A 26,225-nucleotide genomic window follows, 5' to 3' on the forward strand; every position below is an offset into this window, starting at 1 on the left:
TGCAATTCGGCAAAAGGAGTTGAAATCCTACAGGAATCGTTCTACAAATAGCGACAACATTACTACGCATTTTGGTCCTATAGCGACCTTAAATCGCCTTTGGAGTATTTATAATCGTATCGCATTGCTCTTGATTAATATAAGCCTTCGTTACGGCATTTTTTACTTGTTCTTCTGTATATCGTCCTAATACCCATTGGATCATAATAAAGTTATACATGATTATCCCTCCTATAATCCTAGTAATGCTGTTATAGCTTCTTCTGTTGAAGCTAATCGCTGCTCAAATGTTGGTGGTACTGGAATAGTTTCCCCTGCTGGTATTTGTACTTGAACAGGAACTTTGACTGTATGAGATACGCTTTGACCATCCCTTGTATATTCGGTTACTTGAAAATCTCCTTCAATATATTCTTTTAATATATTTGGACTCATATAACATCACCCCTTTAGAATAAGATTTTATCAACAGCGGTTGTTCCCGGTGCGTTACTGGCTGCATATACTGTTAAACTTTCTTTGAAAGGCAGAAACAAATTAATAGGTATTGATGGTGTGACACCTGGTACATTAAATATTAATCCGTTATCGACTTGTATAGAGAAATCATTACCAGTTGCTGTAATACGAATTCCTATTAGAATACCTTTACCTGTAATATTTACAATAGGATTGGAATAGTGAGACGTAGTAGTTATTTCACTACTAAATGTTGATTTTAGAAAATCCGTACCGCCACTATCAGGCTGTAAGCGTTGTATTCCCATTAGGACACCTCCACGCCTGAAATAATGAGAGCAATTGATGTAGCTGCTCCTGCTTGCGCCGTAAATGTTGAACCAGCAGTCGCTACAGTTGATAAATCAATCACTACTGTATCTTTTGACTTGACTGTATATTGATAAATTATAGGGATGGCATTTACTTTAATTGTAATTGTCTGGTCTGCTGTGTTTATATTAGACATAACAATATTTTTAATGATAGTTGTCGTGCTGGCTGGAACAGTATAAATGGTTGTTTCAGTTGCAGGAACCCCATTCCACCCTGCTAGTTGTTTTGGTGTTACCGTCAATTAAATCGCCCCCATCCAATAGAGAATTTCTAAATCGTTCGACTTCGGAGAAGCCGCATTCCATTTGTCCTTATCGACTTGTGTTACGTGCGACACAGTATCGGACAAATGTGTCGCAAGCGTCTTTTTTAGCGCCCCTCGCTTATCGATAAGCATAGACTGATCAATCGCCGTTGCTCCAGCCGGTACATTAACTGCATACAACGGCATTGCACCGGAAGGTAAAGCAGGTTCTGCAGGTGTTGCCGCTGCTGTTCCCGCTAAATATTCGATTGCTCCGGCTGATGATACATAAATAATATCCTGTCGGGGATTGGTTGCGTCTGCGGCCGGTACCGTAAACGGCTTGGCTGTACTAAACTTGTATCGCTTGCCGTCCGGCATGTAAATGACGCCGGGCTGGACGTGAGCATTCAAATCCGGTGTTGCAGAGGCAAGTACGTTTAACCCCGTGCTCACCCCGTGACCAATATTTTCGACTTGTCTTGTTGCCAGCTCTTCATCAAGCTCCGTCTTTTTAGCTGCACCATCCAGCTTGTCCAAGTTGTCATTAAGCTGATCTTTTAAACTAAATAAATCCCCGCCTTCTGTAGCTGGGTCTTTCTTGAGTAAATTAAATCTTTCTGTGTATGTCGGCAAATTAAGCACCCCCCGGCGTGAATTTATTTAAAGGCGTGGCATTCAGTTGAGAAAGCGTCATGGCTTCCACTTCTTCGATGATTAAGTATCTGTATTGGTATTGGATAACCCGATGGGATGGGATGACTTTTCTGACCGCTTCTTCAATGTCCTCAATGCTTGGCGGCGTTCCGATCACATCCTTAAAGGTGATGAGAAATTTCGATTGCCCTTTAATCGGCTGAACATCCACGGTGCCATTCTGAAAGGATTCGACGATACTTTTAATAAGCGTGTCGCTTAATTTTCCCCATCCACGTTTTTTCGCTTTTATCACACCACGCCGTTGAACGAGCGATTTCTTTAAATCCACGGGGATCCTAAACTCATCTTCCATTTTGGCAAGCCCCCACGTTGCCCGATCAATAAAAGCATTATTCAAAACGTCTGCAATATGCTGTTCCAACCGGTCCCATATCTTGCCTTCCACACGGCACATTTCCTTAAAATCGGGAGAATCCCTAAAAACTTCTGGAAGATGATTGAGCATTTTTTCTTCACTAAACAACGAAATTCACCACCCCAACGACTGGCGCTTCTGTATCTTTCAAGATTAGGTTATCCTCTAACCCATTGATTTTTAAGCCGGAATAATCGACTACGCCTGCTATATCAAGCAGCAGGGATCCAACCTGCCTTAAACGGATGACCGGCTCTACGCCTTCTTGGAACGTCAGCTTCTTCATATATTCAGTCAAAGCCCTTGAAAAAGCGGCTTTCACCGTGTCCACTGTTGTTGCGGCCGTAATCACGATAGTCGCATCTACATTGACGCTGACGGAAATGGCACTTTCCGCTGTTACAAATGCACCGGCAGGCGCTGTCCCTTGCCCCGCCCCTGGCACTGGATCTATATAATTCTGCACATTTTCCACTAATAAAGTGGAAGCAGGCTGAAAATCCCCATCAACAATGACAACTTTCACGGTATCTGGTCCATCCCAATTCGGGAATACTTTGACCGCCCCAACGCCACTGACTTCCCGAGCCCATTGTCTGTAATGAGCGGCATTTCCACTGGCAGCGGGATCCGTCACACGTTCCTCATACCTTAATTTCAGATTATCATCTGTTTCCGCTTCCTCACCTGCAATGACAACATCGCCCAAAGTGGCTGTTTCCAATCCTGTGATGGTTTCAAGCGGTAGGAGAGCGGCACCGGATGGGATTTTATTGCCGATGATTCCGGCAGTTTCACATTCCAATAAAGGAGGATCCGACTGAATAACGGTAAAATACACATCATCAACAAAAAAGCGGCTATCAAGCGGCGGCGGCAAATTGAACGTACCAGACCGAATCGCAGGCGTGGCCACTTCTGCTATTACATCCATTTCGGCCGTTCTCATTTTCAAATAATCGCCTTCACTTGTTGCCATAAAGACCAGCTCAAGCACCCGTTCTAATGAGCGGTATGCACTTGCAGCTTGTGTCGCTGTTTTGGCATAAGACGCATAAATAGGGGATGTTTCCGTTGTATCGAAGTCATCTCCGGTGTCCAGAAGCATTTCTTCAAGCAAGGCTTCATAGGTAAATTGTTCAAACATTATGCTGATAGCACCTCCTCAAAGCCCAATACGCCTGCGGCTGTGTCCACAATAAAAGACGTATGAAAGGTATCATCAATGTGTCGGATTTCAAAGCTATGCACCCGATTGATCCGATCATCATAAATAATCGCTTCGGTCACAAGCCGCTCAATCTCCATCATTTTGTATTCCGGCGTTGTGTCCGGATCCGAAAGCATTTCTTGTAATTCATTTCCGGTATCGGCTGAGTAAATGGCATGAGCATAACGGGGAATGCGAAGGGACAGCATTACAAACTGACGTACAGCTTCAAGCCCAGTGATCAGTTCCGATGTAAGCCGGCCCGTTTCAAAATCAAACCTATATGTTTTTTGTGACAGCCGAACGGCTTCTAAGGATAATTCTTCGTCGCTATCCACTTCTTCAATGTCGATTTCCGGTGTCAATGCCATCTAAATCCCTCCTATTCCCATTGAATGACACGATCTAAAATAAAAAATTTGGTTGAATCCAACCCTTGCAGGGACACCACCATCAATTCGTCTCCTGCCTGCAATTCGTCGTTAAAGGTACAGCTGCTAACCACTCCGTCAATCGTCACTTGCTTTGTATGCTTAGTGAGCGATTCTGGAATAATAAAATGCTCTGATTTATAAATCTGCTTGTCATCATTCCACAATCGGATTTTCAAATCGGGTGCAGGAGTGACCACATCGGCAGGGATCAAGCGTACAGGTCTGTTGGCTTCATTATTGGTTTGTGCCGCTAATAAAATTTCCCGAAGCATCTTATCCCTCCTTTACAGCACCCTTCGAATATGAGCGAAATGTTTTCCCCAATGAGAATTTGTCGATAGTAAATAGCCGTGTTCCTTACATCCGCTATTGGCAAGGCTGACACAATAGCCTGCCCGAGTGACGATTCCGACATGGCTGATGCCATTCGGTCCACGTTCTTTAATTGTGCCTTTGAAAAAGACTAAATCGCCTGCTTGAGCATCTGATGTGGCAATTTGCCGCCCTTTTTTCACTTGAGTAGCAGTGCCATCCCCGATATTCACGCCGACTTTGTTGTAAATAAACTTTGTAAAGCCGGAACAGTCACCGGATCCGCCTGCAATGTTTTTTCCGCCGTAATGATATTTGAGATCGCCGATATAAGATTTTGCTAAACTTACTACTTCTTCCGCTTTTCCGCTTACCGGTGTTGATGTGGCAACCGACGTAGAAGAAGTGGCAGCCGCTGGCTCTTCTATGTCCGGATATTCATTGGTTTCGATCAATTTTAAGCTCATCGTGTGCTTGTTTCCGACGAAAGTGTGCGTATCAGTATCAACAAAGAAAGTGCGGATCATATTGATTTCTGGAATTTTAACGTAGATTGCAAGATTGCTTGTGACCGATTCGATCCCAACAGCTTCAACGTCTAATGTCCGTTTGACCCCTTTCTTTTCTGCTAATACCTTGTTTGCCCGTTCGGTCAATTTCGCCTTATTCAAAGTTTCAGACACTTTTTCGTAATATTGCAGGATCCCGAATTTTTTTTGACCGACTGGATCCTTCACCGTAACAGTGACCGGCTTGTTTCCTTCACCCGATACCATTTTCACCTTTGTAGCGGTTTCTTGAATGGATGTATTGTAGGTAAAGTCTGTCATGTTATGCCCGAATTCCAATATCCACTGAATGTCGTCCTTCTTCAATTCATGCAAATGCACTTTACCAAGCCGTGCATATATGTGAAATCGTTTTTTCGTGGCTTTGTGGGTTTGTACCATGCCCCGAAGTAAAATGTCGTACAGGGCGGTTTCTTGATCCACCAGAAGTGTCTTGATTTTATGAACGGTATTCGGAAAGGTGACATGCGGAATCCCAAAGTCTTTGCAGATCCTTGTGGCGACTTGATCCAAGCGTTTTCCTGCAAATGAAGCTCCATAGACTTCTTTATTCAGAAGCAGGTATTGCAGTAGATCAAAAGCTGTAATGGTCATTAGGCCGCTTTTGTTCTGCCCCCGATCCATCACAATGCCCCGAAACAATTCAGCGCCCCGCCATTTGAATAAAACGGTATCGCCTTCTGTGATTTGCGGCGGATCATGATAGCCCGACTTGTCTTTGAAAATCGTCGCTTCGATCTTTCTGGCAGCCTGGAACCGCTGGCCGCTCCATGTGATGGTTTGTGCAGGAATCTCCAACATATAGCCTGATTTCATCAAAAATAATTCCATCATGGGATTGTCAGCACCTGGCCAGGATAGATCCAGCGTCCCGGCTGCCGGATGTTCCGCTTATCGCGTTTGATGAGCATATCTTTGTTGGCATTCCAGATTTTTTTCCACTGTGAGCTGTCCTTGTAAATGTCTTTGGCAATATTCCATAGCTCATCGCCTTTTTTCACCTTGTAGGTTTTCGGCTTTGTGGCTGCCTTTGGATCGGGCCGGCTGGAGCTTGTTATTTTCGGTTTTGCCGGCTTCTTTGTGTCAATTTTTCTGTTTTTGACAAAAATATACGTGTGCAATGTGAGCGAATAATTCAGATCTCTGATTGCCCCTCCGGCTTCATCATGGGGAAATTCCTCAATAGATACAGGTGAATTAATCTGTGTACCCGTTACGATAAAGCGGCACGGAAGCCCGCTGTTCCTCCAACGTTCAATCGTACTAATGTATTCCCACGGCTTTAATACTTCTGATTCCGGCATATCCACTAGCGGTATGTTTGCGTAATACGGAAAATAGGACGAAAACGAGAATGTTTTCGCCCCTGTTTTCTGCAAAACGGTTGCTTCGCCAAGGTTCGGCAGATAAATCTTTTCATTATTGGAGGGACTGCTGAAATCAATAGATGAAGGCAGGATCGGCAGGCGTATTTTTTCTTTGCCCTGTGACAACCAAAACTGATAAATGCTTTTTTTAGCCATCGACTGCCAGGCCTCCCATCGCATTGTATTCTTCTTCGATTTTCTTTTCCACGGCTTGAACGGCAATCACGCCGACTTTTTCTGCATCCATATCGTTGTGATAATGGCTTGCGCCCATGATTTGTACAATCACATCACGTATGCCGCCTGTTAAGGCCTGTACGCTTCTGCTCATGGCAGACTGGACATTGTTTACTTGCTGTTCCGGCAATATGACCGGTGCGCTTGCTGCTGCTGCCGGTGCCCGTGATACACCTAAAGCATTTTGAGCATACTCGAGCAAGCCCAAAGCGCGGTTTCGGTGCTGTTCGAGAGGGATAATAACCTCTTTCTTGTTTTTCTCCCCTACACGGGCAATATGATCATGTGTGATGACGCCGCCTTTTTCGTATGGCTTATATCCTCCACCTTTCGTCATGGACTTGATACCAGGATGATTCATTACGCCGCCATACCGGCCATCCATGTATCGGATAGCAGCAAGTGCAGAATGAAGCGGGTTGGTCCTGTCTCCCATTCCAGGGTACTGCCATCTCCTCATAGTTGATCCTATAATTTGGAATAATCCAACCGAAGGATCTCCACGCTGAGCGTTGATGTCCCAATCATTAACCGCTTTTGGATTAAAGCCAGATTCATGCTTTGCTATACTCATTAATGGGTTCAACAAACTCATCGGCTTGCCTAACATCATCAAGGCCTGCATGATGGCTTGTTGCGCCATGCCTGCCCCGCCGCCGCCAAAATTGCCGCTGAATGCCGTCATTAATTCATCTGCTTTGCTTTTGGCGATGTTTGATACATCCACACCGCTGAACCCCTTGACAACCCCCATAGCTGACCAGTAACCGTTCTCTATCATTCTCTTTGCAGGCGACGCAATTCCTAATTCTTGTCGGAATGCGGAATCAACTCTGTTTGCCAGATCTTTCGCTGCTTCTGTGATACTGCTTCCTTGGCTGTTCATTCCGGTGACGAAATAGCCAATCATGCCAGAACCCCAATCATAAGCTTTCGGAACGAATGCTCTTGTCGGTGTTTCTACATGGTTTCTCAGCCAAATACTCATGCCGACCGGAATCGCCTTGATGCCTTCTTTAAAGTTGTACACAAGAGCAGATCCATATGGCCGTGATCCAGCTGCCGCTGAATTGAGTGGCTGATAAATATTCGTGCTGATCCAAGAAGTCATGTTCAATGGCGATGCATTCAAGCCGCTCATAAATCCATAAGCGAAGGCATAGCCATAATGGTTCGCACTTGTGGCTGCATTGCCCATTGGCGCATACACCTTTTCAGTAAGCCATTCAGTCACATTGATTGGAGAAGTATTCATGCCTTGTACAAAACCGTATGAAAAGGCGTAACCGAAATGATTAGCACTCGTAGCGGCGTTGCCCATTGGCGCATAGACTTTCGCTGACAGCCATGTGACGACTGAAACTGTTGCCCCATTCAATCCATTAGAAAAATTCGTGGCAAAGGCTTTTCCATATGTGCTTCCTTTTTTGGATAAGGCTTTTAACTCTTTTTCGACACCTGCAGTCACGGAACCCGATTGTCCGGATTGTCCAGAAGCAGCTTCTTTCTTTTCTCCGCCGCCGAACATGCCGCCTATCCAGCTGCCGATCTTATCGCCCCCGAAGTAACCGAGTGCGCCGCCTGCCAATGTGCCAAGCGGTCCGAGAAGTGAACCAGCTGCCGCTCCTGCTGCCGCTCCACCCAGGCCTCCAACTGTGCCGCCTATGGCTTGATTTCGTTCTGTTCCTGCGGCTGATGTGGCGATATCATATGCGCCTATCGCAAGACCTAATGGCAAAACAGCTTTTCCGAGCCCTTTACCGAGTGTGCCGAGCATTTTGCCGCCTTTTCCGCCTTTGGTGGTTTTTCCTCCGCCAGTGCCGAAAATAGGGTTGTCCTTCGGCGCTTTGATCTTGAACAGATCTTTTAATTTGGTTGATAAGGAACCGGCTGATTTGGCACCATCTTTTGCTTTTCGATCCATCCGGCTCATGCTGTCTGTTACATCATCAAGCCCTTTGGTGCCGCTGCCCTTTCCGCCTTTTCCGAAGCCTTTTACATAGTCCAGTGCTTCTCCTAATTTTTTAAGAGTAGGGATAACGACTAAAGCGCCCAAACCTAAAGCGCCAATTGCTACTGTTCCAATGCCGATGGCCGGACCAAGTATGTTAAAGTGATCGACACCGAATTGAATAGCTGGCACTAATTTGTCACTGAAAAAACCAGCAAAGTCGGAAATAGAAGTGGTCATATCTTCAATAGCGGCTTTTCCTTCTGAAGAAGAAAGCCATGTGTTCAGTTTTTCAGCAGCAGGGACCAGGCTTGTTAAGATCCCTACGCCTACTTCGCTGATAGTCCTCTTCAATTCCCGTCCGGCATCGTTAATCGGCGTCATCGGGTTGGCATCTTTCAGGGTATCAGACTGCTTGTTTAGCTCACCTGTTGCATTAATCGGATCATTCATAGCTCCGGCCATGTCAAGGATCGGCTGTTTTAAATCCTCATATTTTGTACCGATCAGGGTTGTTGCAATCGCCGCTCGTTGGCTTTCGTTCTCAATTTCTGATAATCCCTTAGACAGTCTAAACATAGCTTCTTCGCCTGTGTAGGAACCATCTTCAAAGCCCTTGAACATTTTTTTCGCTTCTTCTGCACCAAGCACCTTTTTAAATGCAGCTACTTGATCGTCTGTCATTTCGTTCCGGCGAATGTTGAATTCCCGCATACTATCGGCCATGTCGTCAAAATTTCGAGCTCCGCCTTTTGTTCCGGCCACAAACGCAGCCGATACCTGCTCCGGTGCCATTTGCATATCAGCGAAAGTGGAAGAATACTCATTAAATGTGTCGAGCAAATCGTCGTACTGGTCCCCTGCGTTTTTGAAAACATACGCTAAGTTATCACCAGCACGGGCAGAATCAACATTGAAATTTTTAATCATGCTGCCTAATGCACGGTCTACTTCTGGCACATCTTTTTGGTACAATTGAGCAATTTGATTTGAATTTAAAGCGGCGTTTCTCAATGCCCCGCCACTAAGATCCGTTTGCTGTGCAAAGTTTTGAACCGACATGGCCACTTCTTCACGGGAATTTCCCGCCTTACTTCCATAAAAAATGTCATTGACCATGCCATTTACTTCACCGGCAGACATACCTGTGGTAGCGGCTGTTCTAGCATTGGTTTCAAGTGTCGAGCTGCCAACTGCCATCGATGCGCGGCCAGCAAGGACTCCACCTGCCGTAATGGTTAAGGCTGTTGTCTGAAGTCCTTGCAAACGGGCTTCAATGGCCTCAATTTGAGAAGTAGCTTGATCATCGACTGTTATTTTGGCATTGGCTGTCGTGCCGTTTATGCCATCTGCTTTTTTCTGAATAGCATCCATCTTTTCTGATGCCTGGTCATCTACCGCCACGGTCGGCTTTGCCTTGACTTCACCCAAAACCCCTAGCTCTCCACGGATGGTTTTGATTTTTCTGGAAGCTCCATCAATCACCGAAAGAGTCGGGCAGGCTTGGGCTTGATCCAGTTTGCCGATTGCTTTATTCGTTGATTCTGTAATGGTTTGTACATTGTCTAATCCTTGGGAAATCCCTTTTAATTTACGAGAAATATTATCCTTAAGATCAAAGGTAGCGGTTAATGTTGCCAAGTCCTCACCCCCCTATTGCGGTTTTGGCTTCGGTGCATCGTATTCGAGGTACTTTTCAATAGAACCATAGATAAACGCCTTCAGTCCTTCAGGCATATCCCACAGGTCTTTCAGATCCCGCGGCTTCCAATCTCTCACATGAATTAAAAAATGAGCGTAGACCGCATCACGATCGCCGCTCAAAATTAGTTTTTTGCATCAATCACTAAGTCTTCAAATGTGTCAAAGTAGCCGTTAATACGCTGCCCCGCTCTCATAAATTCTGCATATTCCCCGCCGACAGACAACACTTTTTTTACGGCGTCCACTGGATCAACTACCCCATGAGCTTTTAACAATTCTTTATCACGGAAGTCTGGATAAATCGTTGATTCAAGCGACATGCGGGCGATCCAACGGGCACGGTCAAACTCTTCCCCGACTTTTTTAGATCCTTCATACTTCGGCTTGTAACATTCGTTCTCTAATTGTTCAATACGTTCTGTCGGAATAGGCTTCATGACAAACGGGATGACCTTCCCTTCATTATCCTTGAAACGTCGTGATACAATAACTTCTTCTTCTGTTACCGGCGCCGCTTTGCCCCCGATGAAAAAGCTCATATCACGTGTTTTCGATGTTACTGCTTTCGTTTCTGTTGCTTCTACTGTTTGTTTTACTTCTGCCATTTTAAGGTTCCTCCTGTTAATTGAATGATTTTTTAACCCCAAAAAGGGGAAGAGCAGGCTTAGAAGCCTGCTGCCAATTCTTCCGGTAAGTCGATTCCTTCCCAAGTGAAAGGCAATTCTTCTTCCAATACCGCTCCTTCTGCATTAAGAGCGGCGACAGGGATGCTGTCAAAGTTTACATCGTAAATCGTCACGCGCTCTGTGCCGCGGCCAGATGATTTGTCATCCAGTACTTCTTGAAACGTGAAGTATTGGTCAATTCCTTTGTTGATGTAATCAGCCGCCAATTTGACGAATTTCGATGTGACTTTGTAGACAACCAGTGTGCCGTCGCCGCTTCCTCCGACGGTTTTATGTCCTTGCATCCGACGGCCAAGAACATCCACTGTCACTTTGTTTTTGTTAAAGTTGGCATTGAATGATTTAACGTAAGCCATTTCTTCACCGTCTAAGAAAAGACGTCCTTCTTTTCCGCTAATTGTATTTCCAGAACGGAATGCCTTTGTCATTAGTTATTGCACCTCCAATTAAAATGTTTTATTAACGTACTTCCACGCCGAAATAGAATTTTTCAGCGGCATCCACCGGCTGAGCGCCGATGTTGATGTAGAATCCATCTTCATCTGTGTTCAATGCAATCTGAATATCTGTTGAAGGATCGTAGTTTGTTAAAGCTCCACCTTCAAGCAACGTTGTTAAATACAATGTGACAGCCGTGCGGATGATCTGCATCCCATCACCGTTAGCTGGAATATCCTGCCCTGCCGCTTTCTTTTCCTTAATCAGCGCTGTGATTTCACTTTTCAAGTCGTTCTGAATGCCATCCAAGATACGGATGATTTTATTTTTCTGGAAACGACTGTCTTTTTCAGCTGTGAGCGTGACCAATGAGTTAATGTCTTTTTCGACTGATACCGTTTTGCTTTCTGCATCGAATGTCAACATAAATTCTCCATTTTTCAAACGGAAAATGGTTTCGTCATTGTCATAGCGTGGCGATACATCAACAGCCTCTTCATACTGAACAAACGTGAGGGACTGGAACATGCTTGCTTTCGCGCTTGCGCCTGCCACCCATGCCACAGTCTGGGCAGGTGTCAAAGTCTGTCCTGTCGCCAATACAGCACCATTCGTAACGTTTGTGATCCCTTCATAATCACTTGCATGGTTCGCCAAAACACCGCGGACTTTTCTGCCCTGCTCTTCCCGAAGGCGTTTGATGAAAGACACAAACGTCACTTTCAGGTCATCGGCTGTTTCCACAGGAAGTCCGATGGTATGGAAGAATTCACTTTCAGCAGCGGTCATGAAATCTGTGTAGTCCAGATTTGTGACTGTTCCATCTGCCCCGCCAGTCAATGTGACTCCTGCATTAGCAGCTAATGCGGCTGTTCCTGCAAAAGTCACCCATTCATTCGCTTTTAATTCTGCCGCTGTTGCGACAGTCTGTCTGTCCTTCAATTCTGTACCTAAATAAGTGGACACGTCCCATTTGGCAGCATCTAAAACATTCACTTGGACAACAATCCGGATCGTATTTCCTACCAAACCGCCATGCAAGGCTGTTGCTGTTACTGCGGTTGTGTTAGTGCCAGCAGGTGCAACCGTTCCAGTAGCGGCTGTCCCTGTATTCAAGCGGTACACAAGAACTATTTGGCTTTCTTTTTTCGCTTCCCGAATCAACAAAACAGAAGGATCCTCTAAATCCACGCCAAGTTTTGCCTTGAAATCTTCTTCGGATTCAATTTCAAGAAAGGATTTTGCCTGTCCCCATGATAAAGAAAGCGGGAGAGCAACACGCCCTAGAGTCCCTGCTGCTAAACGGCTTTGTGCCGCTGATTTAAACCGGAAGTAAATACCGGCTCTTTCTTTTGCTACACCTTCAGTAAATGTTCCGCTGTTCATTATTTAACCTCCTTCTTTAAAAATGCCTTAATCCGGCGTTCTGCTTCTGTTTTTGTGACTTCTGCTTCTTCTGCTTTCGCAAACACACCGTCAAATACTTCCGGCTTTACACCGAATAATTCATAAGTGTGTTCACGCAGTTGGTACAAAGGGAATGCCGGCTCTTTTTCTTCTGCTTTTGCTTTCGTTGTCATCATTTCACCCCACTTATAATTGTGATGTTAGTGAGCGGTTTGAATGTTTCTCGCTCGTAGTAATAGCGGCTATCCCACGTCACAATGATTGTAGCTACTTCCCCAGTTACTCGCGTATCAATGCGGTTAATACGGATAAATTCTGTTGTCGCGGTGCCGTCGGCGTTAAGGAGCGGTACGAGATGGCGCTTTGCTCGTATCGTATCCGCTATTCGCTCCGCTTCATCCGAAGCTTGATGTGAACTTTGGTGAAATAGTTTTACTGACAAGCTGAAGGTCTTCATAAATGTTGAGACAGTATCGGGTCCATCAAACGAAAATGGCGGCGGAAAATACATGGAAGGTACCACAAAATCCTCTGGCATTTTCTCATCATAAACTTTTACCGGAAAAACCGAATGAAAACTCGCCATAATCGAACCAACTTCTTGATTCAATCAAGCACCCCCTAAAGAGTCCATCCATCCTTGCAGACGGCGCTCAAGGCTTTTATCAAACATCTTTTCGAAAATGGCAACAGCATTATCCCAGTAGCCGGATCCGTCCACCCATTTTACTTTCAGCAGCATACCGCTTTCCCGCTCGTTTGGATCGTACTCGAAACGATCACCTTTCCAGCGACCAGGTACCCAGCGGCGGTCTTTACCGGATGACAAATCAACGGTTGTGTGACCATCGTTTGCTAAAGAGGCGTAGGTCAGGTTCGTTCCTACTTCAAGAGTAAGGCTACCGCTTTTCAGGCTCCATGCGCTGTCACTATCGCCTCGCTGAAATGAATTAAGAAGACGACGAGTATCAACAGTTCCAGTCCGAATGATTTCATCCTGTATAATCGCAAGAAACTCCATTCCGGATCCTTCAAGCCATAATGCCAGGTCTTTTTTAAACCCTCCATCGGCTGCCTTTTCTACTTCTTTGAGGAACTTCTTTAGTCCATTAATTTTCACACTCATAAGTTATCACTCCGAATGGCTGTGACTTCCTTGTGATGGTCCCTAATAAGCCTTGGCTTTTGCAGAATAAATGAGGTGTTATCCCACACAACCTTGTCATTAATTCGAATATCTGCTTCTGCGAGGAAATGAACGAGATAACTTTGAAAAATCGTCTGATTCGGTTCTCCTTGGACAACTGATTGTGACCTTTCAGTAAAATAGCAAGGGACGCCCGATGCAACAGGTACAGCGTCGTATACAGGAGCCCTTGCTATTTGGTCTACTGGAACCCCAAATGCACCAGTAGAAGGAACCGGTGCTTCCAAGCGATAAACGTCACATCGGTGGACTAATAAGTTTTCATAACTCATATTGCTCGCATCCTCATTCTGACAGTCCCTTGTTTGACTTGGACAAAAGGCTTTAACAATGATCGAATGTCAGGTTTTGCGGATCCGCTCACTTCAGCGGCCGTATACGAATAATCACCGATCTTTTCACTTTTCAGCCCTTTCATAAGGGATTCATCCATATTTAATAAGGCGTAATATTGCGCCAGCTTCTTGGTGGCCAGCTTAACCTTTTCTGGTACCGGAGAATAAGCGGGTGCGGTAAAGTCATGACCAGCTATTTCATGAATTTCCGCTACCGCTTCTAAGATATCCTGTTCCAACAGTGCATCTGTCCGGTTTTTTACTTTAGGAAAAACCGTGTATGCCTTTAATTCAGCAGGTGTGATCACATACATTCACCCCTTATTTAGTCGTGGTAATTGTAGAAGAGATAGTAGACTGCGGCGCAGTAGCATCGGCAACAGTGGCTACCTGGTGTTTTCCATCCACGATGTGCTGGTTGTATTTCGTTTGCAAATCATCTACCTGATTTTTTAATGAATTTATATCGTCTACCAAAGAGGACAGCAAAGGTCCTAATTGTGTATTAACGTGTGCACCGCCGTGCCCGATATCTTTAGGGATTTTTTGCATTTATCATCACTCTCCCGCTTCTTCTTGCAGAGAAAGGATAAGCGCAATCCGCTCTTCCTCATTTCCGGTTGCTTCCGGATCCCCGCCTAGTGAAGTGATAACGTCTTTTTGCTGATCAGCATTGAGTTTCTTCAAAGATGTTTTTGTGTGAAGGACATCTTGTGAATTTTCTTCTTCCTGCACAGTTTCAACTTCTTCCAGGTCCTCGTATGTTTCGATCAACTCTGCTGCTTCTTCCGATGTCACTTCAACCGGTTCATTGGCATAGAAAAAACGCCCTCCCCCAACGTGAAGTGCGCCTGTTTTATGTTTATATTGAATTTTTGGCAATTGAAACTCCCTCCTTATAGTTTATCGCCAGACATCCATGCAACACCGTCTACCTCGCGTACAACTGCGTCAAGGTAAGCGTAAAGAACATGGTATGTTGCATCTTTTGCCGCAGCTGTTGCGCCATCTGCTGTACGGATGTAGCGGAGGTTACGAGTAAATACAGGTTTCAAGTTGCTGCGTGGAGTTAATGCAGCAAATCCGCTTTGCATTTCAGCGACAACCTCTACTGGATAGCCAGCCAATCGAGTGATTTTCCCTTCCTGCAGTACAGCATCGCCAAATCCCGTTTGACGGTTTGCCACCAAAGCGACAAGCTTGTCATTTGTTTTTTGCGTGATGAACCAGGCGATATCAGAAAAGCTTTTGTACTTTTCAGGAAGCAATTGAATATGATTCACAAAATCCAAAATCGTTGGCTCGGCTGCAGCAAGATCAGTTTTATGAGTAGATGTTTTCATCTTTTTAATGAAACCATCCACGATGGACAAGAATGGATCCGGACTTGTTGTTGTTCCAACTGTGATTGTTGCAGCTGTATCTCCGTTAAAGATAAGGTCTTGCAAATCCACACCAAATTGCTGTTGAATCATGGCAATGGTTTTCGCTTCTACATTATCGCCACGTCCTTCAAGCGCATAAAATACATCGTCGTTTTGCAACCACTCATCCCATTTCACCTTGCGTACAGCGTATGGAATCTGACGATTAGCAATAGATCCTGTTCCAGTTGGAGTGTCTTCTTTTCCAGCCTGGCGCAATTTACGGCGACCAACAGAAAGAGCATCAAGGTTACCTGCGGCTACATCACGGTAAATCGGCTGTAGCTTCGGCAATGTTGTAGCAGTATTGATTGTATCGACAAGAAACGCTTCTGCGTCACTGACAGCCATTGGAATATCAAGGTTCTTTTTGATTGTGGCCACTGCTGCTTCTTTAGTTAAAATTTGTTGATTCTGCATTTGTTTTTCTTCCCTTCTTCAAGTAAATTGATTAACCGAAATGACGCATGTAAGCCGGACCATCTGATTTTTGAATCCCAGCTGGCTGCGCATCATCGGCAGACTGTTTCGAAATACCACGGGCTTTTTCAACAGTGTCCAAACGTTGATTAAGCGGTTCAAGCTTTTCATCAAGCATGTCTGAAAACTGCTTCATGATTGCTTCTTCACCCGCTGGTTCTGAACCTGTACCTTCTTCTTTTTCGATTTCATCCAGACGCTTTGTGATCGGCGTCAGCTTTTCATCAAGCATTTTTGAGATATCTTCTGCTTTCACTTCTTCTTCCTCCTCTTCAACTTCTGCTTTCAATTCAGATAGAGCATCAAAAGCAGCGTTTATTTTATTCATGCGAGCGGCAGAAATTTTCTTTCCCGCTTTTTCAATGGTTTCTGGCGGCTTGCCAATAGCTTTTACAATATTTTCTTCTAACAGGACAGATTGCGCTATATCAACAAAATCCTGAAGCGCTTCACGGATTTTATCCGGATCAGTCTCCATTTCTTCGCTGTACCAATCATTCCAGTTAAAGATCACTGAATTGAGTGCGTCTTGAGCGGCCCAAAATTCTCGACGACGACGATCACGATTATATTTATCCGCAACCTCGCCTTTTTGAATCTTCTCGCCGCCAGTAAAAAAGTTTTTTAGCAAATTAAAAAGCCCGGCTTCCTCGTTATTTGAAGGAGCAACAGGCTTTGATTCTTGCTTTTCAATTGTTTCAGCGGTACCAGCCATAGAATAACCCGTGATATTCCCCTTCTGAATCTCTTCCCATATTTCATCAGATGCTTTTGTGACCATTACCCATGATCCCTTTGTAATTGTTTCCTCACCAATTGTGAAGTCAGCTGGTGCGATATAAGACTCCACCACTTCCCCGACACCTGCATTAAAGTCATGTTGCTTATCGATGTTCCGGGCATCTTTCATGAAGCCGTGAGCGGCTTTCTCGATCTCTTCAGCGGTCATATAATCGCCGTGAGCATCTTCAACATCCGGTTCGTATACAAGGCCATATACAAGCTGCTGTGCCGCTTCCTCTTTATTGATAAAGACCTTTACTTCTTTTTGAAATGTGGGTACCGATTGATTAGCTGACTTTGTAAAGAAAAATTGCTTTTGATTGGCTGCCTTATCAACGTATGAAACATGTGTAATCGTTGCGTTTAATAATTCTCTTGGCATTTATTATTCACCTCCCCTCAGTTAAATCAATTCTTTTTCTGACGTAATTCATACTCCTACCACCTTTTTAAAATTTGTATTTGTAAAGATACAATAAATTGAATTGCTGATATAATAAATTTGTCAACTATCAAAATAGGGAGGGAAAGAAATGGATTTGCGTTTTCCTATCGGTCAACTCCAAGTTACCGAAAATATAACGGAAGAAAACATTAAACAATGGATTCACGAAATTGCACAAGCGCCCCTTAAATTAGAAGAAGCTGTAAGTGAATTAACAGAAGAACAACTAGATACTCCTTATCGCCCTAATGGATGGACAGTGCGTCAGGTCGTTCATCATCTAGCGGATGCTCACCTCAATGGGATTACCAGATTTAAGCTTGGGTTAACGGAAGTACAACCGACTATTAAAACGTTCAATGAAGTAGCTTGGGTAAACCTACCTGACAGCAGACTACCAATCGATGTTTCAATTACCTTGTTGTCATCTGTACATAAACGAATGGTTACACTTTTAGAATCCCTTAACAAAGAAGACCTAAAAAAAACCGTGTTTCATCCCGAGAACGGTATAGTTTCTTTGGAAAAACTTATTGCCACTTATGCGTGGCATGGTAATCACCATATCGCTCATATCACTAGCTTGAGAGAACGAATGGGCTGGTAAGCCAAAGTAAGATGGCATTAAAGTGTCATCTTACTTTTTTTAATTAGCGTTCATTTCGTCCAACGCCTGCCGCCGCAACTCCTCTTTCTCTTCCTTGCTCAGTCCGAGAATTGATTTACTGACAACCGGTGACATGGTACAGTGACAATTCACTCTTTCACTTGCTGGCAAAGCGGTATCACGTGGATGGTCCGCTTCATGACCGTTTACATCGAATTTCTCGTTAACCGGTATCTCTTCCCCGTCCAAGTCTTGATGCTCTTTACGTGGATTGTTCTTCTTCCCGCCAGAGTGCCGCCATCGCTTCTTTTCAACGGCTGGACTCTGGCGGTAAGACTCCGCTTGTGCAACAGAAGAAGCAGTCAGTATTTCCGTAATAGCGGTTGTACGTGCGCGTTTCCTGTCAAACTGCGGCAAGTCCTTTATGGCAAGCTCAGCGTCTTGAATGGATCCACCTTCTTTAATCACTTTTTTTATCTCTTTTTCAAGTGCTTCATGTGCATACAGCTTCATCAGTTTTCCTAACTGCGCGGACCATTCTTCTATCCAGGTAAGGCTTGGATTAGATAGAACCTCAAACGGCACGTCTTTATCAATCGACTCCATCAGCTCAGTAGCCAGTTCAGATACAGTTAGCTGTAGAAATTCCGACGTTTCTTCTTCCATCTCTTCTGCAAATTCATCAGCGGCAAATAGATTACTGGTCAAGTAAATCAGCAAACCTTCAAGCGTTATGTCTTTCCCGACATATGTTTTCACACCATCAAGAAAAAGCTTCCGCTGTTTGCGCAAAAGCTTGGCCACTTTCTTTTCATAATCCTCGACATAGACCGGTACCTTATCAAGACCAGGGAAGTCGGGAACGATGTCAGTTAACTTTTCTTCCTCGTCCTCTTCCGCTTTGGCAATAAACGCATTCAGACTACGCAACAGATTTTCCGCTTTGCTCATGATTTCATTTCCTCAATCACGTCGCGTAGATCTTTCATGATGTTGATTAACTCACTATTTGATATGTCCTTTGATTTCGCAAAGGTCATGAATGGATTTGATTGCTGTTGCAGGTTATTTAAAACAACAGGAAACGGCACGTTGTACTCGTCTGGCAGGGCTTCAAGGTCTTTCCCTAACATTTCCCCTAGTAAATCCCTTAAATCGTTAGGAGCAGCCCCTCCTGCGCTAATAATCGGCGCTAACGCTTTAGCTGTTTCAATCGAATCACCAAAATTCGGTCCTTTCAAAGCAGCCTCGACGTGGTAAATCTCCAAGTCTGGAAGGAAAAGAGTGTTCAGTTTTCCAGTAATGGCTTGTCGTTCCGGTTCAAATACCTGCTCTTCTGTAATTTTACGGGCCGTGTCTGCAGTTGCCTTGTTATAATCCTTAGATTCGCCGGTATAGATTGGCGGCAATCGAAAGGCAGAGCGCATTTTGTCACGGCTTTTTGTATCGTATTCAAGAAAAAGCGCATCTTGCTGCAGGATCTCAGCTAAAGATTTGATCTCAACTTTAACCGGCGTAGTGGATTCATCCCCTGGTTTAATTCCTTCTTGAGTGATACCTTGCGCCTCAAGAATCAGAAACTTATGGGAATTTTCGACACCTTGAATATCATTCATGTATTCCTGCAGCTCAGTATATGACTCTTCTGTAAGCATACCATTTGATATTGTAATGGCTGCCGGCGTGTGCCTGCCCTGCTTAAAATACAGGTAATTAAGCTCCTCAGCTTTCCTGGCACCGTATTGGTGAACGATATGCCCTATCCAGCGTGGAATGCCGTATGTTCCGCTCCCTATCTTAAAATGAATAATTTCAGAGGCCAGTAAATGAACTGGCGTGTTCTCATCAAATTTCCCATTGGTAAGATTCATTGGCCGCGGATCTCCATACTCTTTGAAATAGACTTTCTTGCCGTTAATCATCTGAACGAATTTACGGAACTTTCGCCACCGTTTAATTTTCTTCGGTTGTCCATTTTCAGTAATGGTGTATTCGACCTCTTCATCGACAGTCCTCTTGCAGACACGCATGTATTGAGCGTCTACGTATTCCATGCCCGCCGGTCTTTTCAAGCCATCCCGTAGTATTTCTACGTATCCGTTACCTGTTTTTTCGCGGTCCTCTAAGGCATAGCCCAAAATGGTTTCCGCTTCTTCATCATAGTTAAGATACCGATAAAATTCTTCAAGTCTCGTCCATTCAGCATCAGCCTTTTGCTTCCGCTCGTCCGGTGTATCTTTCGCATTGTAGTCAAATCGATAGTTCGGGACCATACCGAATCCTAAAATATTGACGCGGTAAGCTTCTACGCATTGTTGAAGAATGGTTGAATACTCTCCAATCAGTTTCAATTCAACTAAATTATATGGTGGCGGAATAATCTCGCCATCATAGGTAAACGGATCATCGTAAATCTGTTTCGTTGTGAAAGAAACATTTTCCGCTTTGATCACACGGGCTTTCATCTGACTTGCCATGTTCGTTACCTCCTTTCTCGACTCGGTCTTTTGCGGCTAGGCCGTCCGCTTTCCTCTTTGCCTCCATACCGCTTGTCGTACCATTCAAAGTACCTTGCAGCCACTTGGCGGACCTGCAGGGCGATCGCATACGCCATAATGCGATCATCGTGGCAGCCTGTATCTGCTTCTTCCTTGCCGTTATTGTCGATGAGCGTCAAGCACTCTTTAAATAGCTCTACATCGTAAACGGCATACAACTCATCCCGTATAGCTTCTTTGAAGTCGCTCATCATAATCGGACGAGATGCCTTATCGGTATGCCATCCATAATCCTGCTTGTGTATGTACATAAGCGGATACTGGCAAGTGTTTTCTAAGGTATTGAGCACCGAATGGCCCGTATTATTGTCCTCTACCGCCAACAAAGCCGTATTGTAAAAGTGGCCTAATATGTCCAGACGCTTTCCGTATTGGTCCGTGTCCCAGTGTCCATGAAGAACAGCGCACATTTCGCCGGTTCTCCATTCAAGTACATAAGCGGCTTGATAATCTCCTTTTTTAGATGTCCCTTTCGAGGTATCCGCACCGATCACGTACCGCTTGTCCTTTTCTGGAAGACGGAAAATAAGCAGCTTTCCGTTTTTGTTATCGGAAACCCGCTTCTTTGGTATGTCGATATCATAATGATCTGGCTTTTTCTTGATCCGGTTCATTTTTCTTTGAATTTCTTCGTTATCAAATACTCCTTCACCAGATAACAAAAAGGCTTCTTCAGGTATTGACGGATATTCCTGACGAAACTGCCGAACGTCGCCGTTAAAATCATTTCGAATGGTATAGCGGCGCCACTGTAGCTGCTCATTATCCACCCCGTACAGATTTTTCAGTTCCTCTTCTTCCGCGGTCAGTTCAAAATCATCTGGTACCGGCATACGGTAAGTCGGCATCGCAAACCAAGGGAAGAAGAGCGGTGTATATTCATTCTCGCCTTTTTCAGCTGCATCCCACATCTGTTTAAAGTCTTCCATGCCGTTTGCGGTGCTCTCTATAATGCCGATTGTGCCTGGCTCTTTCGAGAGAGCAGCAAAGAGGGAAGTGGAATGCTTCTTCTTTTTACTGGCTGGCCAGAACGCATACTCAGAGGCATGCAGGTAATGAATCGTCTCAGAACGGGCCAGGACTTTATTTTCAGCGGATGCCACTGTAATTTTTGACTTCAGCCCGGGATTCTTTTTCCGTTCGTCCTCTTTGATAGTAGGATTTTCAAATGTTAAGCGGCGCGCATTGTTCCGCTTACGCATTGGCTTGATATTGTCCGGTATATTCTCATAGTAGAGCCGGAACATATCATACAGGTTTTCAGAAGCGGATGAGTCCTGCGCAACAATGAAAGCATTTTTCGCTTCCTGCAGGGACGACAGATAATAAATGATTGCCTCTGTCACGGTTGAGAAGCCCATCTGGCGGGCTTTCAAAATGATGACACGTACAGGCTTGCCGTCTATCAATCCTTTCAGGACGATGTCTGCAAACTGTCTCTGCGCCTCATTAAGCAAGAACGGTAGTAATTCCCCGCTCTTGGTTTTGATCTTTAAGCACTTATTACAAAAACGCTCAAAATCATTCAGTGTGAGCTTTAATTCTTTCACACTTGCTGGCTCTAATATGGCCAATCTCCGCTCGTGCTCTTCTGCCAAGCGGATGTACGTCAAGTCATTCCATTTATTTTCTTCTTTTGGAGCGGATATATGCGCATCCGCTAAGAGTTGTTTATGAATTTGCGCTAACACATTAGCCATCACCCCTTAGCAGTTCTTGCTGCTCAACAATCTTTTGCATTCGAGGGTTAGCGGCTATTTTCCGGACCGCCACCGTATATGCTTCCGGGGAAGCATCTTTAAAAATGTCCATAAAAATAGAGAGGTACTCTTGAATTAAACTAAATTCAAAAGCCTTCCCTCTCATGTCCGCAAGAAATTTGCTGTTTTCCCTCAGCTCCCTGTTAAGAGTCGCAATTTCAAGCACTTTCCGCTTCATTTCTTTTTCAAATGCTTCCTGCCATCCTTCTAAATATTCGAGCGGCACCACACCGTCGTCCTCATGGATGGTGGCGATTTTGTTTATGAGCTCATCTATTTGATCTTTGAAATACTCCGGCAGGTCATCCAGCAGCTCGAAGCGGTTTAACAGACGCTCTGTGGTACGGTACTGCATTTGAATAATGTCGAATTCCTGATTGACATGTTTTAGCACCCGCCGCTGATCTTGCTTCACGACTTCTTTCTTCTGCTCTATCTGGTTCATGGATTCTACAAAGCGAGCTACTGCGGTATGAGAAATGGTTTCGCCTGCCCATTCAGAGCATTCCTTTGCAATCTCCCTCGTGGACTTCGGCGGATCAGAGCGGATGCCATTCAAGACAATCTCTTCGCAGCCAAATTTTTCGATTTTTGATTGCCGTGCCATGTAACGTTACACCTCCCTTTTGTAACGGCTGTAACGCTAAGTTTTAGCGTTACAAGCGATACGACCATCAGGCTATTAAATGAAGTAATTTTTTTAGCAGCTGTTTCGTTACAGTTTTTTAACGTTACAGCAATAAAAAAAGCACCTACAATCGGTGCTTAAAAAGCAATTAATTATTCTTCAAATTCACCTGTAACTGGATTAAACCACCGGTCTCTTTCGGGGGTTCTTTTTTGCCGCTTATCATACCATTTTTCAAAAACAGCCTTACAATTACTTTCCCTGCAAACAAACAATGTACAATACCCTCCTGGAAGAGGGTCTGTATCCTGTTGCATCATTCTTGAATTGCAATATTTACAAATTTCCACAAAACCCCTACTCTCTAGAGATATTTAACTTTCTTTTTGAGACTTCTAGGTGATCAACTTTAACAGCATAAACTTCGGCGCTCATTTGATCAGAAGACGGTGTATGGACAACCAGCTCTATTTCGTACCATTCTGCATCTACCTCTACAGATACGTATTCACCTTGCTGGGGAATCCTTTGAAATTCGTAATATTTATTTACCCAATCGTGATCGCTCGGGGAATGTAGGTGTAAAAATACTGGTTTCACTTCGATCCATCTCCTCTCTTAATTACGTAATTCGACAAAAGGAGATAATTTCCTGCAAAAGAAAAACATCCGCTTGCATTAGCGAATGCCTCACTTAATATATTTTCGTATTACCATACTAACACCTCCGATAGCAAAATGAGTGCCATTATTCCGCCAAAATCACGCCAAAAGTTCGCCACTAATTTGCTTCTCCTTTCACCACTTCGAGCCGCAGCATGAAGGCCAGCTTGTAGAACGCTCTTGCTTTCACTCTGCTATAAGTCCGGCTGCTCATTCCTAATTCATCGTGAACCGTATAGTCATATGCACTTTCGTCCTCAAGATACCGTTTTTGAATGACTTCCCGTTCGATTCGCGATAGCCGATTCATCGCACGATCAACATTCATCTCAAGGTTCTCAATTTCTTGCTCATGCTCTACATTCCATAATGCTGTATCTTCTGCTGGGCTGCCGACATCGTATGTTTGGCCATGGTAACGAGGTGTGTATGCTGGGGTTGTTTTCATTTCGCGTCTAACAAATCCGATCTGCTTGTAAATACGGACGCTTTCCAGCACCTCTTCAACTTTCTTTTGTGTCTCTTTTCTGTCGATTTCCGGTAAAAAAGATATTTGATGAGTCATTGGAAAGCCTCCTTATTCTATCTAAATGCGCCGCCCTTGCCGCGCTTGAGTATTTGCCTATTCGTGCCCATTAAGTCCCGCAAATCCCGCTCAGTGAGCTTCTCCGGCTGTCTGACGGGCTGTTTCTTCTTCGGCCTTTTCTTTGGCTTCACCGGCCTGGGCACATTGTTCACCTTGCACCATATGACCAGCTGCTCTTTCATCGATTTCATCCTCATCGCTCCTCGGTTGCAAAGATAGGGGTAAAATTGTAGACTAGTTGCAATGACGGGTGCCGTTGAAACAACAAAAAAGGACACCAAACAGCACACGAATTTTCGTGTCTGTTCAGTGTCCTTCAGATGGCTGAGAGAACTTTTCTAAGTCTTTTATTTTTATTTAGAAAGGCAAAGCATTTTGTTGTACGTCCTCAATAATAGTTAATAATGCTTCTTCAGGAATACTTTCTGGGTCTATACCTTTCTGGCGTAGATAAGTAACAAAATGTTTATCAGTTGCTAAATCTTTTGGTGTTCCAAATGCATTTTTATTATTAAAGGGGTTTGTATCTACATAACTATGAATTATTTCTTTAAGATTGTGAGCTGAAAGAGTATATAGCTTTTTAGGTGTTCCTCTTTTTGTAGATATTTCTTGCTTTATTAGTGAAAATTCTGTTCTTATGTTTGAAAGTTCTTCCAATATTATTTGTTCAACGTCTGAGACTTGAGTTTGTTTTAAATTTGGCACTTTAAATTCTCCAAAATTGCCAAGAAAGGTTGAAAAAGAAGAGTCTTGTATTGATCTTTCATATGTTCTTTTGATCCTTAGTGCTAATTCTTTTTTAAAGTCCACTATCTTTTGAAATCTAAGGTCTTTCGGGTAAGACAGATGCTCTATCACTCCAGTATCAAACATAAAATCAGTAGCATCATCTTTAATAATAATTGTTGGTTTATCAAACGCTAATCTCATTCCTAATTCAAAAAGAACATTCGGATTTTTCCCGCTTATATCACAAATTACAATATCTGCATTATATATGTTTTGAATGATCCTCTTGTGGATTACATCTATTTCTCCGTCTGAATTACTTACGATCTCAGTTCGAAACTTATATCCATTTACCTGGTGAGTTGCTTCTACAAGAATATTTTTTACTTCCTTCCAATGGTCGGAAGAATACTCGCCCATCTGAGCAATTGGCATAATTATACCGCAATGTTTTATATCTTCATGAGTATTAATTGTCACTTCTTCTGTTGAAGTTTGTTCTTTAGAAACTTCTTGACTAGTCATTTTTTATCTCCTTGGTTTTGATTTTTAGTCTACTAATTAAAATTCCTCTCCCTCTTCCCGTCTCATCCGCTTCACTTTCCCCTGATGTGTGACGATTTTATATTCACCATGCGGAGGCAGCTCTCTCAGTTTGGCTTTGCCGTCACAGATCACCAAAACGCATGTACTTGGTATTTCCATTATATCCAATTCCAACTTCATTGTGGAAGGATCAATTGTGATATCTTTCATGGTAGAGAAGCCCCCAGTCTGTTAAAATAAGAGTGCGAGAAATATTTTAAAGAGCTGGGGAGCTTCCTCGGCTTTTTTTGTCATTAACATACAATTTTCGACAAAAAACCCTTCCAAATCTTCTATAAGCAATCTATAATTTACCTATATTAGATAAATAAGACATAGGAGGAATATCACGATTCAAGTGAAAGGTGCTCCTTGTGACTTGACGAAACGCATTAACAGCCTGCGATTCTTGATGATTCGTGCTGGCCGGCAAAATGGTCTTGGCAGCCAGGAAGTATTGCGCTACAGCGAGGAGTTAGATAAGCTCATCATGGAATTTCAACTTAGACATAGATAAGCAATGACCGGAAGCTGAGGCTTTCGGTTTTTTCATGCGAAGCCCCATCGTTTCTTAGCAGCTTCCAGACGTTCCGGCGTTAGATCCTGATATCTGGCCAGAATGTGCTCATCATCGATTCCTTTTTCCATAAACCGCATATACTGTGCTTTGCTGAGATTCCCGTTTGAATTGTCCGTGCGCTTACGTGATGAGAACCTGTTACCTAATCGCTCCTCTGCTTCGCGTAAATACGCTGGTCGTATAGCTTCGAACTTTTCTGCGCAATAGGCTTTCACTTCTTCCGGCGTCCACTGCTGCTCAATTACTGCTCCGCGGTATGCCATTATTTAATATCCTCCAATGCGGCAGTTTCAATCTTTTTCAGCCGCTCGCGTTATTTTATGATGATTTGACCCAATTTGAGATAGTAGATTTCAAGCTTAGTAAGTGCCGATCTAAGTCGTT

General features: G+C 43.9%; 36 protein-coding genes. 2 read left to right on the plus strand and 34 right to left on the minus strand.

Going from position 1 to position 26,225, the window contains the following annotated elements; genetic code table 11:
- Positions 1-88 precede the first annotated feature (88 nt).
- The 24 genes from BTO30_RS17885 to BTO30_RS12655 all read right to left on the minus strand — a co-directional run bounded on the left by BTO30_RS17885 (position 89) and on the right by BTO30_RS12655 (position 17,079).
- Positions 89-220 carry a hypothetical protein gene (locus BTO30_RS17885; RefSeq protein WP_281248618.1) on the minus strand — a complete coding sequence of 44 codons (132 nt, stop codon included), beginning with the start codon at positions 218-220 and terminating at the stop codon, positions 89-91.
- Positions 221-231: 11 nt separating this feature from the next.
- The gene (locus BTO30_RS12545) at positions 232-435 is read right to left on the minus strand and encodes a hypothetical protein (RefSeq protein WP_075399078.1); all 204 of its coding nucleotides are present in this window, start codon (positions 433-435) and stop codon (positions 232-234) included.
- Positions 436-449: 14 nt separating this feature from the next.
- On the minus strand, positions 450-767 hold the full coding sequence (locus BTO30_RS12550) for a hypothetical protein (protein ID WP_075399079.1): 318 nt from the start codon (positions 765-767) through the stop codon (positions 450-452).
- Positions 767-1,075, minus strand: coding sequence for a hypothetical protein (locus tag BTO30_RS12555; protein WP_075399080.1), 309 nt, complete (start codon positions 1,073-1,075; stop codon positions 767-769). Before BTO30_RS12555 ends, BTO30_RS12550 begins: the two co-directional genes overlap by 1 nt.
- Positions 1,076-1,714 (minus strand): hypothetical protein, encoded by a 639-nt coding sequence (locus BTO30_RS17495; RefSeq protein ID WP_075399081.1) that lies wholly within the window; start codon positions 1,712-1,714, stop codon positions 1,076-1,078.
- Position 1,715: 1 nt separating this feature from the next.
- A complete protein-coding gene (locus BTO30_RS12565; protein ID WP_083632414.1) occupies positions 1,716-2,261 on the minus strand; it encodes a putative phage tail protein in 546 nt (181 codons plus the stop codon).
- Positions 2,254-3,300 (minus strand): baseplate J/gp47 family protein, encoded by a 1,047-nt coding sequence (locus tag BTO30_RS12570; RefSeq protein ID WP_075399082.1) that lies wholly within the window; start codon positions 3,298-3,300, stop codon positions 2,254-2,256. Before BTO30_RS12570 ends, BTO30_RS12565 begins: the two co-directional genes overlap by 8 nt.
- Positions 3,300-3,734: a DUF2634 domain-containing protein gene (locus BTO30_RS12575; protein WP_075399083.1), complete on the minus strand. Its 435-nt coding sequence runs from the start codon at positions 3,732-3,734 to the stop codon at positions 3,300-3,302. The genes BTO30_RS12570 and BTO30_RS12575 overlap by 1 nt, the downstream gene beginning before the upstream one ends.
- A gap of 11 nt (positions 3,735-3,745) precedes the next feature.
- Positions 3,746-4,069: a DUF2577 family protein gene (locus BTO30_RS12580; RefSeq protein WP_075399084.1), complete on the minus strand. Its 324-nt coding sequence runs from the start codon at positions 4,067-4,069 to the stop codon at positions 3,746-3,748.
- A 12-nt stretch (positions 4,070-4,081) separates the two neighbouring features.
- Positions 4,082-5,512 carry a C40 family peptidase gene (locus tag BTO30_RS12585; RefSeq protein WP_075399085.1) on the minus strand — a complete coding sequence of 477 codons (1,431 nt, stop codon included), beginning with the start codon at positions 5,510-5,512 and terminating at the stop codon, positions 4,082-4,084.
- Positions 5,509-6,201, minus strand: coding sequence for a LysM peptidoglycan-binding domain-containing protein (locus tag BTO30_RS12590; protein WP_075399086.1), 693 nt, complete (start codon positions 6,199-6,201; stop codon positions 5,509-5,511). Before BTO30_RS12590 ends, BTO30_RS12585 begins: the two co-directional genes overlap by 4 nt.
- Positions 6,194-9,874 (minus strand): phage tail tape measure protein, encoded by a 3,681-nt coding sequence (locus tag BTO30_RS12595; protein ID WP_075399087.1) that lies wholly within the window; start codon positions 9,872-9,874, stop codon positions 6,194-6,196. Before BTO30_RS12595 ends, BTO30_RS12590 begins: the two co-directional genes overlap by 8 nt.
- A 185-nt stretch (positions 9,875-10,059) precedes the next feature.
- Positions 10,060-10,542 (minus strand): phage tail assembly chaperone, encoded by a 483-nt coding sequence (locus BTO30_RS12600; RefSeq protein ID WP_083632415.1) that lies wholly within the window; start codon positions 10,540-10,542, stop codon positions 10,060-10,062.
- Positions 10,543-10,601: 59 nt separating this feature from the next.
- A complete protein-coding gene (locus BTO30_RS12605) occupies positions 10,602-11,051 on the minus strand; it encodes a phage tail tube protein (protein WP_075399088.1) in 450 nt (149 codons plus the stop codon).
- 31 nt (positions 11,052-11,082) lie between these two features.
- Complete coding sequence (locus tag BTO30_RS12610; protein WP_075399089.1) at positions 11,083-12,447, minus strand: phage tail sheath family protein; 1,365 nt, start codon at positions 12,445-12,447, stop codon at positions 11,083-11,085.
- Complete coding sequence (locus tag BTO30_RS12615; protein WP_075399090.1) at positions 12,447-12,644, minus strand: YqzN/YkzM domain-containing protein; 198 nt, start codon at positions 12,642-12,644, stop codon at positions 12,447-12,449. The genes BTO30_RS12610 and BTO30_RS12615 overlap by 1 nt, the downstream gene beginning before the upstream one ends.
- Positions 12,641-13,078: a phage portal protein gene (locus tag BTO30_RS12620; RefSeq protein WP_075399091.1), complete on the minus strand. Its 438-nt coding sequence runs from the start codon at positions 13,076-13,078 to the stop codon at positions 12,641-12,643. Before BTO30_RS12620 ends, BTO30_RS12615 begins: the two co-directional genes overlap by 4 nt.
- Positions 13,079-13,588: an HK97 gp10 family phage protein gene (locus BTO30_RS12625; protein WP_075399111.1), complete on the minus strand. Its 510-nt coding sequence runs from the start codon at positions 13,586-13,588 to the stop codon at positions 13,079-13,081.
- Positions 13,589-13,590: 2 nt separating this feature from the next.
- Positions 13,591-13,947, minus strand: a complete 357-nt coding sequence (locus BTO30_RS12630; protein ID WP_075399092.1) for a DUF3599 family protein — start codon at positions 13,945-13,947, stop codon at positions 13,591-13,593.
- Positions 13,944-14,324 carry a protein YqbG gene (yqbG, locus tag BTO30_RS12635; protein WP_075399093.1) on the minus strand — a complete coding sequence of 127 codons (381 nt, stop codon included), beginning with the start codon at positions 14,322-14,324 and terminating at the stop codon, positions 13,944-13,946. Before yqbG ends, BTO30_RS12630 begins: the two co-directional genes overlap by 4 nt.
- 7 nt (positions 14,325-14,331) lie before the next feature.
- Positions 14,332-14,562, minus strand: a complete 231-nt coding sequence (locus tag BTO30_RS12640; protein ID WP_075399094.1) for a hypothetical protein — start codon at positions 14,560-14,562, stop codon at positions 14,332-14,334.
- Positions 14,563-14,568: 6 nt separating this feature from the next.
- On the minus strand, positions 14,569-14,892 hold the full coding sequence (locus BTO30_RS12645; RefSeq protein ID WP_075399095.1) for a hypothetical protein: 324 nt from the start codon (positions 14,890-14,892) through the stop codon (positions 14,569-14,571).
- Positions 14,893-14,906: 14 nt separating this feature from the next.
- Positions 14,907-15,854, minus strand: coding sequence for a phage major capsid protein (locus BTO30_RS12650; protein WP_075399096.1), 948 nt, complete (start codon positions 15,852-15,854; stop codon positions 14,907-14,909).
- A gap of 31 nt (positions 15,855-15,885) precedes the next feature.
- Positions 15,886-17,079, minus strand: a complete 1,194-nt coding sequence (locus BTO30_RS12655) for an XkdF-like putative serine protease domain-containing protein (protein ID WP_075399097.1) — start codon at positions 17,077-17,079, stop codon at positions 15,886-15,888.
- Between the two features lie 151 nt (positions 17,080-17,230).
- Between BTO30_RS12655 and BTO30_RS12660 the strand changes: the two genes are divergently transcribed.
- A complete protein-coding gene (locus BTO30_RS12660) occupies positions 17,231-17,749 on the plus strand; it encodes a YfiT family bacillithiol transferase (protein WP_075399098.1) in 519 nt (172 codons plus the stop codon).
- Positions 17,750-17,788: 39 nt separating this feature from the next.
- On the opposite strand, the gene BTO30_RS12665 is transcribed toward BTO30_RS12660, so the two are convergent.
- The 9 genes from BTO30_RS12665 to BTO30_RS12705 all read right to left on the minus strand — a co-directional run bounded on the left by BTO30_RS12665 (position 17,789) and on the right by BTO30_RS12705 (position 25,432).
- The gene (locus tag BTO30_RS12665) at positions 17,789-18,700 is read right to left on the minus strand and encodes a phage minor head protein (protein ID WP_075399099.1); all 912 of its coding nucleotides are present in this window, start codon (positions 18,698-18,700) and stop codon (positions 17,789-17,791) included.
- Positions 18,697-20,226 (minus strand): phage portal protein, encoded by a 1,530-nt coding sequence (locus tag BTO30_RS12670; protein ID WP_075399100.1) that lies wholly within the window; start codon positions 20,224-20,226, stop codon positions 18,697-18,699. Before BTO30_RS12670 ends, BTO30_RS12665 begins: the two co-directional genes overlap by 4 nt.
- A 5-nt stretch (positions 20,227-20,231) precedes the next feature.
- Positions 20,232-22,007, minus strand: coding sequence for a terminase large subunit (locus BTO30_RS12675; RefSeq protein ID WP_083632416.1), 1,776 nt, complete (start codon positions 22,005-22,007; stop codon positions 20,232-20,234).
- Complete coding sequence (locus BTO30_RS12680; protein WP_075399101.1) at positions 22,000-22,674, minus strand: hypothetical protein; 675 nt, start codon at positions 22,672-22,674, stop codon at positions 22,000-22,002. Before BTO30_RS12680 ends, BTO30_RS12675 begins: the two co-directional genes overlap by 8 nt.
- 378 nt (positions 22,675-23,052) lie before the next feature.
- Complete coding sequence (locus tag BTO30_RS12685; protein WP_211272843.1) at positions 23,053-23,295, minus strand: hypothetical protein; 243 nt, start codon at positions 23,293-23,295, stop codon at positions 23,053-23,055.
- A gap of 181 nt (positions 23,296-23,476) precedes the next feature.
- Entirely contained in the window at positions 23,477-23,923 is a 447-nt protein-coding gene (locus BTO30_RS12690; RefSeq protein ID WP_075399103.1) for an ArpU family phage packaging/lysis transcriptional regulator, read from the minus strand.
- Positions 23,924-23,940: 17 nt separating this feature from the next.
- Positions 23,941-24,135 (minus strand): hypothetical protein, encoded by a 195-nt coding sequence (locus BTO30_RS12695; RefSeq protein ID WP_075399104.1) that lies wholly within the window; start codon positions 24,133-24,135, stop codon positions 23,941-23,943.
- A 166-nt stretch (positions 24,136-24,301) separates the two neighbouring features.
- Entirely contained in the window at positions 24,302-25,201 is a 900-nt protein-coding gene (locus BTO30_RS12700) for a hypothetical protein (RefSeq protein WP_075399105.1), read from the minus strand.
- Positions 25,202-25,237: 36 nt separating this feature from the next.
- Complete coding sequence (locus tag BTO30_RS12705) at positions 25,238-25,432, minus strand: XtrA/YqaO family protein (protein WP_075399106.1); 195 nt, start codon at positions 25,430-25,432, stop codon at positions 25,238-25,240.
- A 187-nt stretch (positions 25,433-25,619) separates the two neighbouring features.
- Here BTO30_RS12705 and BTO30_RS12710 point away from each other — a divergent pair, with 187 nt between their 5' ends.
- A complete protein-coding gene (locus tag BTO30_RS12710; protein WP_342743413.1) occupies positions 25,620-25,778 on the plus strand; it encodes an aspartyl-phosphate phosphatase Spo0E family protein in 159 nt (52 codons plus the stop codon).
- 32 nt (positions 25,779-25,810) lie between these two features.
- On the opposite strand, the gene BTO30_RS12715 is transcribed toward BTO30_RS12710, so the two are convergent.
- Positions 25,811-26,104: a hypothetical protein gene (locus BTO30_RS12715; RefSeq protein ID WP_075399108.1), complete on the minus strand. Its 294-nt coding sequence runs from the start codon at positions 26,102-26,104 to the stop codon at positions 25,811-25,813.
- Positions 26,105-26,225: the final 121 nt, after the last annotated feature.

The sequence above is a fragment of the Domibacillus antri genome, assembly GCF_001936625.1.
GTDB lineage: Bacteria > Bacillota > Bacilli > Bacillales > Domibacillaceae > Domibacillus > Domibacillus antri.